7 protein-coding genes are annotated in these 10,060 nt (G+C 31.3%); all 7 read left to right on the top strand.

Translation table 11 applies throughout. The features are described 5' to 3' along the window. Positions 1 to 1,092 (top strand): ATP-binding protein (locus tag EZV73_RS28020; protein ID WP_240843896.1); only part of this gene is annotated, 1,092 nt, incomplete at its 5' end. A 434-nt stretch (positions 1,093 to 1,526) separates the two neighbouring features. Further along, positions 1,527 to 5,036, top strand: a complete 3,510-nt coding sequence (locus EZV73_RS28015) for a hypothetical protein (protein ID WP_240843895.1) — start codon at positions 1,527 to 1,529, stop codon at positions 5,034 to 5,036. A gap of 1 nt (position 5,037) precedes the next feature. Next, entirely contained in the window at positions 5,038 to 5,523 is a 486-nt protein-coding gene (locus tag EZV73_RS28010; protein WP_240843894.1) for a hypothetical protein, read from the top strand. Next, the gene (locus EZV73_RS28005) at positions 5,501 to 6,703 is read left to right on the top strand and encodes a response regulator (RefSeq protein ID WP_240843893.1); all 1,203 of its coding nucleotides are present in this window, start codon (positions 5,501 to 5,503) and stop codon (positions 6,701 to 6,703) included. The genes EZV73_RS28010 and EZV73_RS28005 overlap by 23 nt, the downstream gene beginning before the upstream one ends. A 424-nt stretch (positions 6,704 to 7,127) precedes the next feature. Then, on the top strand, positions 7,128 to 7,985 hold the full coding sequence (locus EZV73_RS28000; RefSeq protein ID WP_240843892.1) for a phage integrase N-terminal domain-containing protein: 858 nt from the start codon (positions 7,128 to 7,130) through the stop codon (positions 7,983 to 7,985). A gap of 83 nt (positions 7,986 to 8,068) precedes the next feature. Beyond that, positions 8,069 to 8,227 carry a hypothetical protein gene (locus EZV73_RS27995; RefSeq protein WP_240843891.1) on the top strand — a complete coding sequence of 53 codons (159 nt, stop codon included), beginning with the start codon at positions 8,069 to 8,071 and terminating at the stop codon, positions 8,225 to 8,227. Beyond that, positions 8,224 to 9,687: a recombinase family protein gene (locus tag EZV73_RS27990; protein WP_240843890.1), complete on the top strand. Its 1,464-nt coding sequence runs from the start codon at positions 8,224 to 8,226 to the stop codon at positions 9,685 to 9,687. The genes EZV73_RS27995 and EZV73_RS27990 overlap by 4 nt, the downstream gene beginning before the upstream one ends. Positions 9,688 to 10,060 lie beyond the last annotated feature (373 nt).

The raw sequence follows: 10,060 nt of genomic DNA, 5'->3' as shown, positions 1-10,060 counted from the left end.
AATGATAGTATAACACCTGTGCCTGATTATGAAATTGCTATAGACGTTGATAAAAGGATTATTAAGTTAATTGTAAATGAGGGGATTCATAAACCCTATTTGTATAAGAATAAAGCTTTCAAAAGAGCTGACACAGCAACAGTTGAAATTGATCGAGTTGAGTTTAGTCGTTTGATTTTAGAAGGTCAAAACTTAAGTTTTGAAGAGTTATCGACGAATAAAAGAGATTTATCATTCAAGTACTTGGAGAAACAACTAGTTGATCATTTAGGTATCAAAGCATTAAGTTCAGATATTCTAAAGACGCTGGATTTATATTCAGGAGATGGAAATTTTAATAAAGCTGCTGAAATATTATCGGATGACAATAGCTTGCCTGGTATTGATATTGTTCAGTTTGAGAATAGTATTAATGAAATTTTGGATTGTGAGATTTATGAAAAAGTATCTGTTTTAGAGCAATTTGATAAAGCGATTTACTTATTTGAAAAAAAATATTGTTATGAGGAAATTGTTGGTATAGAGAGAGTTTCGGTTAAAAAAATTCCTTTAAGAGCATTTAGTGAAGCTATCGCTAATGCAGTAGTGCATAGGCAATGGGATATAAACGCATTGATTAGAATTTCAATGTTTGATGATAGGATTGAAATTGTATCACCTGGTGGTTTGCCTGTTGGTCTAACGGAAGAAGAATATATAGATGGCCAGGTTTTAATTTTGAGAAATCCAATTTTGGGTCATCTATTTTTTTGCTTGAGGTACATTGAGCGATTTGGTACAGGAATTCTACGGATTTTGCAATCATATGAAGAGGCAATAATTCAACCAGATTTCAAAGTATATACTAACTCAATAAAAATTATATTGCCTATTCTCAAGGAATACTCAGAGATTATGGATGTACTAACGATAGAGGAAAGATATGTTTATATTGCGATTAGAGAAAATGAAGCGTTAAGTAGAAAAGAGATAGAAGATTATACAGGATTAAACAAAACAAAAGTTATTCGTATATTAAATCAATTACTCAAGAAGAGTGTAATAATTAAAGTTGGGAGTAACAGGAATACAAGGTATGGATATAGAATTTGATGATGAGTTGTTACTAGTCTAGTTATTGTTAATTTAATTCTATAAATTGAAATTTGCTGATTAATGTTAAAAAGAAATTTAAGTATCAATCATTGTCCTATGGTCAGGGGCATGCTACCTGATTGTTTAACTTTCTATCGATAGTTTCATCAGTTCCTTGTTTCACAAGTAGTTTGTCTCAATAAACACTCGACACATGTGGACTAATGGTCACTGCTATCACAAGCATTAGGTGTGGTATAGTGTTGTACATATTGAAATTACTTAGATTCAATGAGATGAATAAATCTTATTGGATCTTTTGTTTTATAGTAAATCGATTGAATTAGGAGAAAATTGGGAGTAGAATGGAAGAGGATGGGAATGGTTATACATTTATCACTCTTTTCTAGTTAGCATACAATATAATATGAAACCGAGATTATGGGGGAAATATGAATAGAGAGCAAGCAAGGAAATTAAAAAGCGGACTAAAAAAAAGTCCATATAAGTTTAGAAATACGTTACAAAGTCAGATTTTAAGATCAAGTAGTGATGATTTAATTAAGTTGTGGAAAATTATATTAGAGGATCAAAAACTTCAGAAAATGGTAAATGCAAATTATTTACCTTCATCAATAGATGAATTTGGGAAAAGCAAATTTATGTTTGAACCAAGCGCAAACAACGTTGTAATTACTCAATGGGTAATTAATCTCATTATATTTTACTCTGAAAAAATCAATGGTTTCATAACTCTGAAAAGAAAGTATGAGAATGCCTTATTTTGCGAGAAGTACGATATTGCAGATAAAATCTTAGGTGATATAGAAAAGGATATTTGTATTTCAATGTGGTCTATTTGTCAAAAGTTTGTTCTAGAGGAAAAAATAAATGGACTTGAAGGAAATAAGCGACTACTATCTACTGTAATGAAAAAAACTGAGAGAAATCCCTTGTTAGCCATATTACTTGAGCATTCTAGTGTTAGAGCTGAAGAAAATATGAGTTATTTGAATTATCAAGATCAGGCTATAAAATATTTGCGATCATTAGAAGGTGACGAGATTATTTATAAGTACTGTGATTTAAAAATAAATAATGAATATATGTATTCGAGTGATGTTTTTGGAATAGCTCTACAATTGGATGCTCAGATGTCAATAATCGACATCTACGAATCTTTTATTAAGTTAATTCAATATGAGTCAATTAGCAATATTGATGTTATAGACATCACTGAGAGTATGAGTGAGTTTATTGACGATTTTAGGATTAGAAATCTATTGATACGTGTTAGTTCGTATGAGCAGTCAGATAACACAGTACTCAGCAACCAGGATTCTATTTTATATAAATATTTAGATATGTATAGTAAAGGCAATTACTCAGAATTGGCATGTGAGTATGAGAAGGAGAATCTTGAAAAAGACATAGATTTTCAGTCGCTAATTGTATATATCAAATCATGTTTGAATAGCAAGAGAGAAATATCATTAGAGCTTACAATTATTAAATTAATTGAGAATATTTACTCTGTTAAAGAAAGTTCTACTTCATCAGTTAATCAACTGTACAACTATTTAAAAATGTATAAAGAAACAAGATGGTACGACAAATTAAGAGGGTTCTTGAATCATAAACTTGAAGTGGAATCGAATGGAAATCTACATTACCTTTCCTTAATAAATGATTTGTACTTGTCCCCGAATTATGTAGAATTTATTGAGTCTGATAATGAGAAGATAAGATACTTAGATAGATTTGCAGTTATATCACCGATAACGGCTAGTCTATTTACATATAAGTATTCATTAAAAGATCATGATGAAATATATGAATTGGCTGATCCAATTAGAAGGACATTATTTGAAGCTGATGCAAATATATATAAAGGTAACTATCCTGTTGCAATTAGTAAAATGATTGAACTTAGTAATATGTTTGAGTCTGATTATAACAACATTTATGAGAAATCATTAGTTAGGCTTTTCAAAGCTTATTGCTTAAATGGTGATTATTATGAAGCTGTAAAATTAACAGTTGACACATATTTTACTAATAGTGAGTTGATAAGAAAGTTTGATACAAATAGTATAATTACAAGAGTGAAACGCACCAGAAATATTAATCTAAAGAAATCAATATATTCACCAATTTTTTGCTACATAGCACAACCATTAAACTTCAAAAACCAACGAGTGGTGTTATCTAATTTCATGGGACACAACAATTTTCTAGATTTTGATGATCTATTTAAAAGCGGGGGTTATGATGTAAAGTTATTATCATATTGTGTTCACAAAATCTGCACTTTACATTTTTTAAACCGCGAACCTCAATTTGCAAAAACCCCAGAAGAGGCAGAAGATATTAGAATTAAGCTTCTATGGAATCTCTTGGATATAGATGCTGAAAACCAAAAGCAATACTATGAAGAAATCTCAAAAATAATGTTAGAAAAAAGTATAAGGAGCAATATATCTAAAATAAACAAAAGTAAAATATCTGTAGAGGTGGAAAAAATTAAGTCGGAACATTACGATATCCTTAATGAGAATTTTGAAAAATATCTTTCTATGAAGGATTTTGGCGAGGAGTATAGGAGTGTTGATATAACAAGCAATGAATACATAGAAGATATTCTCAATATTGCGACAAAAGTTAAAGAGAAGATAAGGACTGATAAAAACTATAATCAACAAGTAATAGTTTTGAGAAAAATTTTAGTTCGAATTACAGAAGAGTTTTTATTTAATACAAAGTATGGATTAGATACTTATTTGAGTTCAAGAATCAGGCATGGATACTGTAGATATCAATTAACAGATTCGTTCATTGATTACAATCTACTTTCAAAAACTCGAAGTAATGACAGTAAAGATTTTGTTGAAAATGAATATTGGGATAGTCAGTTAATTGACAATGAAGTAGGGTGTTCTGATAAATTTAAGAGTTATATATCAACATTTACTGGACGTATAGAAAATAAGGTAAGTGAAGTGAAAGATCAATGGATAAAAATTCGTTATAAGGGTGATGATGAAGGTTTGTTGGATTTTACATTGTTCATACAATCCTTCCTAAGCTCTATTTTACTTTATGATGATAACTTTGATGATTTTGAGATGTTTTTCAATTATGTAATCAAAGAATTGTGGATATGGCTGGAAGCAAGTTTGGAAAAATTGAGAGATAAGATAAGATCAGAACTATATACTTATTTCATTGAGGAGTTAAATGCTCTTGAAAAGGATATTCAGTCTATAGAAGAGGACTTCATGAGAAATGTAAAGAGAGAAGTTCTTCAAAACATTAATTTATGTAAAAGAAAAATAGAAAATGATACCAAAGAGTTTGCCAATGTTTTGTATAAGAACGATATCACATACAAAGATTTCTATATGGATGCATTGGTATCAACTAGTACCGAGATTAGTAGCAAACTTAATAGTAACTTTAAAAATGTAAAGCTTAATAAGAAAATAACTGTTAACGATTTAGTTGATGGTAGACTTTTCCCTTATTTTGTTGATATTTTAACTATGCTAATTACAAACGCGAATGTCCATTCAGGTTATTCTGAGCTAAAAGATTTAGATATTGAAATCGGTATTGATTTGGTTGAAAATTTAGATGAGCTAGAAATTGATTATGAAGCACAAGAGATATCCTATGGAGGATCAAATAAGAGTCATGTAAGAATCTCTGTAAGGAATTCTTTAAGTCCCACTCTTGATTTAAAGGAAGTACAAGATAAAATCAGTGAAAAAATTGATAACCTTAGAGATAAAGATATTGTAAGAAAGCATAGTCGGTTGGAAGGTGGAACCGGGATTTATAAGATATATAATATTCTTAGATATAATATTTCCGGTAAATCCTTAATTGCATCACACGCTAATCCTGGCGAGTTCGTATTTAAAATTTATATCCCATATGAAACGGTAGTAAAAGGAGAATAATATGAGAATTCTTTACATTGAGGATGAAATAAGCAAGGCTAATAGTGTTATGAAAGTTATAAATGATGAATATCCACGCATACAACTATCTCATTGCAGGTCATACAATAGTGGTGTAAATATGATTAGAAATGAAAAGTTTGATGTCATTCTTTTAGACATGAGTTTGCCGATTTATGATGCTGACAAAGTCGAAAGTTATAATAATGAGTTTGAGACTTTTGGAGGTATCGATATTTTAGAAGAAGTTAATAGATTAGAGTTGGAGTCAAAAGTCATAATTATTACAGCTTTTGATGTGCTTAGTGATAAGGAAACAGAAATAAGTCTTGAACAATTAGACTTGAATATGAAAGATGAATTTCCAGATGAGTATATATGCTCGATTCATTACAATTCATCTTCACTTGAATGGAAGCGTATATTATTAGATGAAGTAAAAAAAATAAAAGGAGAATGTACAAATGTTGAAAATACTAATTGTTGATGATGAAAGTTATAAATTAAAAGAAGTTATGAAGGTTATTGATAAAATTTCAGAAAAAGAATTCATTGAAGTATACCATGCTTTGGATTTAAAGAAAGCAAAGGAATATTTGAGAAAAGAACAAATAAATCTATTGATTACTGACTTGAATATGCCTGAGGTTTTGGGACAGGATTTAAATCCTAATGGTGGATTTGAGTTAATTGATGAAATTATAGATAATGACTTTCTAAATAAACCGGAGGATATTATTATTCTCACAGAACTTGAATCATATGATGGGAAGAGCCTTTTTCAAGTATTGAAGTATGACGCAAATTCAACAGCGTGGGTAGATGTCATAAAATCAAAAATTGAATATATGTTAATTAGATATCAGCATTTGAATCATACAATACATCGATGTGATGTTGCAATTATTACAGCTGTAAAGGTAGAGACAGAAGCTGTTCGAAAACTTGATAGGAATTGGGAAAAGATAGAGTATGAGTTTGATCCAACTCTTTATTATAAAACAACTTTTGGAGATAACATAAAAATTATAACAGCACAGCAATCGGAAATGGGGATGTCATCATCTGCAACCTTAACAACCAAAATGATATCTCACTTTAATCCAGAATATATTATAATGGTTGGAATAGCTGCTGGGGTTGGATCTGGAAAAGAATTTGGTGATATAATTATTCCGTCTGAAGTATGGAATTATAGTAGCGGAAAATATGTTTCTATTGAGAGTGAAGAGAGAGATACTTCACCAGTATTAGATTTTATACCAGATCCTAGTAGTATTAAGTTAGATCCGAAAATTCTTGGGAAGTCACTTCAGGACTTCTCTCATGTGTTAAATTCGATAAAAAAATCTTGGGCAATTCCAGTTGAGAATGAGTTAAAAGTTGTAAGTGGACCAATGGCATGTGGTACGGCAGTAGTTGCAAGTAATAAGATAGTAGATGAGTTAGTAAAAAAACATTCTAGGAAAACATCTGGGCTTGATATGGAATCATATGGTATGTTCTATGCTGCTGTTAATAGTTTGATTAAAAAGCCTATTCCTATATGTATGAAATCAATTTGCGATTTTGCAGATGCCGATAAAGGTGACGGTTATCAAAATTACGCTGCATATACTAGTGCAAATTTTATGAAATATTTTATAGAATCACAGTTAGAGTTATAACAAATAAAGATATTGTTAAAAGAATGATAACTTCATATTATTCTTTTTTCTTGATGTGCTTATGAGTAATGATATATTCTGTAATAGCACTAAAAGTATTGATTGACCGAAGAAGGATTTGAGAGTATTCATACAGATTACATTATGTGTGATTTGACCAATTTGAATACAGGGATGAGCTTCTGGTTATATTATCCCAATAGGGAAATATAAACGAGAAGCGGAAAAACAATAAGGAGGAATTTCGAGAGTAACCTATAAATGGCATATTAACTGGCTTTGACTTTAAGCTGAGTCTATAAAGAAAGCAAATTTACTTAACCCTTGGTTTATTTGTCATGCAGAAAATGAAATAATCATAAAAACTTGAAATAACACCTCTTCAATATTTATACTTTGTAAAAATATTAAAGGGGTGATTTTTATGGCTAGAATGTCAAAAATGGATTATCAAATGCATTTACGAATGGAACAAATGAAATGTATTGGTGAAAGTCGTCATAATTCTAAAAAAGAATATATGGAGATGATGGGTAATCACTATTCTAACAGAACGATGGGGATTCATTCCCATTTATCTTACGATGCTATTAAACAGACCAGTATTGAGTTTATAGGACATCTAAGAAAAGAGTACAAGGATATAAAGGATATATCTCAAATCAAAAAGGAACATGTGGAAGATTATTTGAAGTTCAGACAAGATGATGGCAAAGCAGCTGCCACCATTAGTAAGGACATGGCAGCCTTAAACAAGTTGTTTAATCTTCATATCACGAAGAAGGAATGTGGAATCAAGAATAGATCATTCAAAGATATAACAAGATCTAGAGGACCAAAAGCACATGATAGCAAATACAATCCAAACAATTATGAAGAACAGATTACACTTGCTAAAGCATGTGGTTATAGAAGAGAAAGTGTTCTGGTGATTACACCAGAACGTTTTCTCTGGGAAAACGGATTGCCTTATAAAGTTTATTTGATTGAAAAAGGTGGTAAGGAGAGAGATGCAACTATTATAAAGGACTATCGTGAGAGCGTTAAGGAAATCTTGAAAGATAAGCCAGAAGGTGATCCTATGTTTAAGAAATATACGAGCAAGATTGACAACAATGCCTTTAGAAGAGAATATGCTCAAAATAGATACAGAGAATTGGTTAATGAGAAAGGCTTTGAAGATAAATCCTATAGAGGTTTTGATCCCGAACTATTAAGGAAGTTGTCCAATGATTTAGGTCACAATCGCTTGGATGTGACAATTTATAATTATTTATTGTAAATAATTTTATGTCATTTCTTGATTATCCTTCAGAAGTGAGTATAATACCTTTACAACAACAATTCAGAAGGGAGTGTGGTCTTATGAAGATACGTAGAGTATTTGACCAAACAACTGGATTTGATGAATTGTATGAAGGTTATTTATGCAGTCAGTTAAAGAAATTGATTGAGGGAGCAACACAAGAGCAGTATAATGAAGATACAACACATACTATACCTCGAAATGAGGTGGTATTATGAAAGCAGCCATTTATGTAAGAGTATCTACAGAACTAGAAGTACAGGCTTCGTCATTAGTCGCTCAAGAAGATCTATTTATCAAGTACATCATTGATAGAGGTTGGACTCTGGCTAAAGTATACAGTGACAGCATTACAGCAACCAAAGGTAATAGATCTGGCTTTGAGCAAATGGTTAAAGATGCAAAGGAAAAGAAGTTTGACATTATCCTTGCTAAGGAGCAATCACGACTTGCCAGAAACATTGGTACTTCAGCAGATTTTAGAAAGATTGTCATGAGCAATGATATTCATATCATTACTTTAGATGGAGGCATTAATACGTTAACTGGTGATGTATCTAAGTACGGACTTTATGCTTGGATCTATGAAAACGAATCAAGAACGACCAGCAATCGTATCAAGACAAGTTTAAAAACCAAGGCAGAGAATGGTCGGTATTTAAAAGGTGAAGCACCCTATGGATACAACGTATCTGACGGCAAGTTATATCCTCGTGAAGATGATTCTGTATCAGTGGTGCAACTTATTTACAAGATGTACCTAGAAGGTCATGGTAGGGATTCTATTGCGAAATACCTGACTTCTAAAGGATATCAGACACCTGCAATGCTAAAAGGCAAGAGGAATGCAGGAACTGTTTGGCATGGGACTACTGTCATGGTTATCTTGAGGAATCGTCACTACATTGGTGATTTGGAGCAGTGTAAGGAAACAACCAAAGACATCACTTTAGTCGGTAGAAAGAAACAGGCTGAATCTATTATTGTAGAGAACACCCATGAAGGTATTATCTCTAGCGCAGATTACTTTAGTGTACAAGCCATGATTAAGAATAGAGGTTTTAAAGTTCTTGGTCGTGCGACACCAAAGAAATCATTGTTCGGTGATATCCTACTATGTGGTGACTGTCATAAGAAGTTTTGGTTTATCAAGGCACAAAGAACTTACTTCTGTGGTGGCTACAAGAAACATGGTAAGACATTTTGTACAAAACACAAGATCAAAGAAGATGCGTTAATTGAGATTATCAGAGATGATTTAAGAAGATATGCTTCTAAAGTATCTGATAAAGAACAAGTCTATGCATTGATTGAAAAGAGAGTAAAGAAACTAGAAACTAAATCTAAACAGATGAAAAAGTCTTATGAAATGAAGAAGGCAAAACACAAAGAGGCAAAAGGTAAATTGATCCTTAGATATACCGGAGGAGATATTACCAAGTCAGAGTATGATTTAGCTTCTGAAGTCTTGGACAATCAGATGATTGAACTTGAGAAGCAAATGGTTTCTCTACAGGATGCATCTTCGATGAAAAAGTCCTTTGAACTTATGAAATCACAACTTGATTCTTATGAGAATTTCGATGAAATTGATCGTGAAGTCTTGAATCGTTTTGTCTCTAAGATTGTGGTGTCAGAAGATGAAAGTATTGAAATCACTTACAAGTTTAAAATTTAGTATAGGAAATATAGCAGTGACCGACATGCTACACACGTTGAGACAGTGGTAAAACTACAACGTCTAAATGATAGTATTTAAGCAAGTAAAAAGAAACTAGAGTAACGATTGGCTTTGTGGTTTTACTGTGAATTTCCTAATAAATTAACTCTAGAAGCAAAATGAAGTTATATAAATACCTTTTAAACGTCTATTTTTAGCCGAAGTAGACGTTTTTTTATTGCTTATTTTGCCTAGATGTGAATTTCCTAATAAATTAACTCTAGAAGCAAAATGAAGTTATATAAATACCTTTTAAACGTCTATTTTTAGCCGAAGTAGACGTTTTTTTATTGCTTATTTTGCCTAGATATGATATGATTATAGAGAGTTA

The sequence above is a fragment of the Acidaminobacter sp. JC074 genome, assembly GCF_022496765.1.
GTDB lineage: Bacteria > Bacillota > Clostridia > Peptostreptococcales > Acidaminobacteraceae > JABXKX01.
This window is presented reverse-complemented; position numbering and strand designations above follow the sequence as displayed.

Excerpts from the sequence above, each read along its gene's own strand:
- EZV73_RS28005 (WP_240843893.1), top strand. The coding sequence starts at position 5,501 with ATGTTGAAAATACTAATTGTTGATGATGAAAGTTATAAATTAAAAGAA.
- EZV73_RS27990 (WP_240843890.1), top strand. The coding sequence starts at position 8,224 with ATGAAAGCAGCCATTTATGTAAGAGTATCTACAGAACTAGAAGTACAG.
- EZV73_RS28015 (WP_240843895.1), top strand. The coding sequence starts at position 1,527 with ATGAATAGAGAGCAAGCAAGGAAATTAAAAAGCGGACTAAAAAAAAGT.
- EZV73_RS28010 (WP_240843894.1), top strand. The coding sequence starts at position 5,038 with ATGAGAATTCTTTACATTGAGGATGAAATAAGCAAGGCTAATAGTGTT.
- EZV73_RS28000 (WP_240843892.1), top strand. The coding sequence starts at position 7,128 with ATGGCTAGAATGTCAAAAATGGATTATCAAATGCATTTACGAATGGAA.
- EZV73_RS27995 (WP_240843891.1), top strand. The coding sequence starts at position 8,069 with ATGAAGATACGTAGAGTATTTGACCAAACAACTGGATTTGATGAATTG.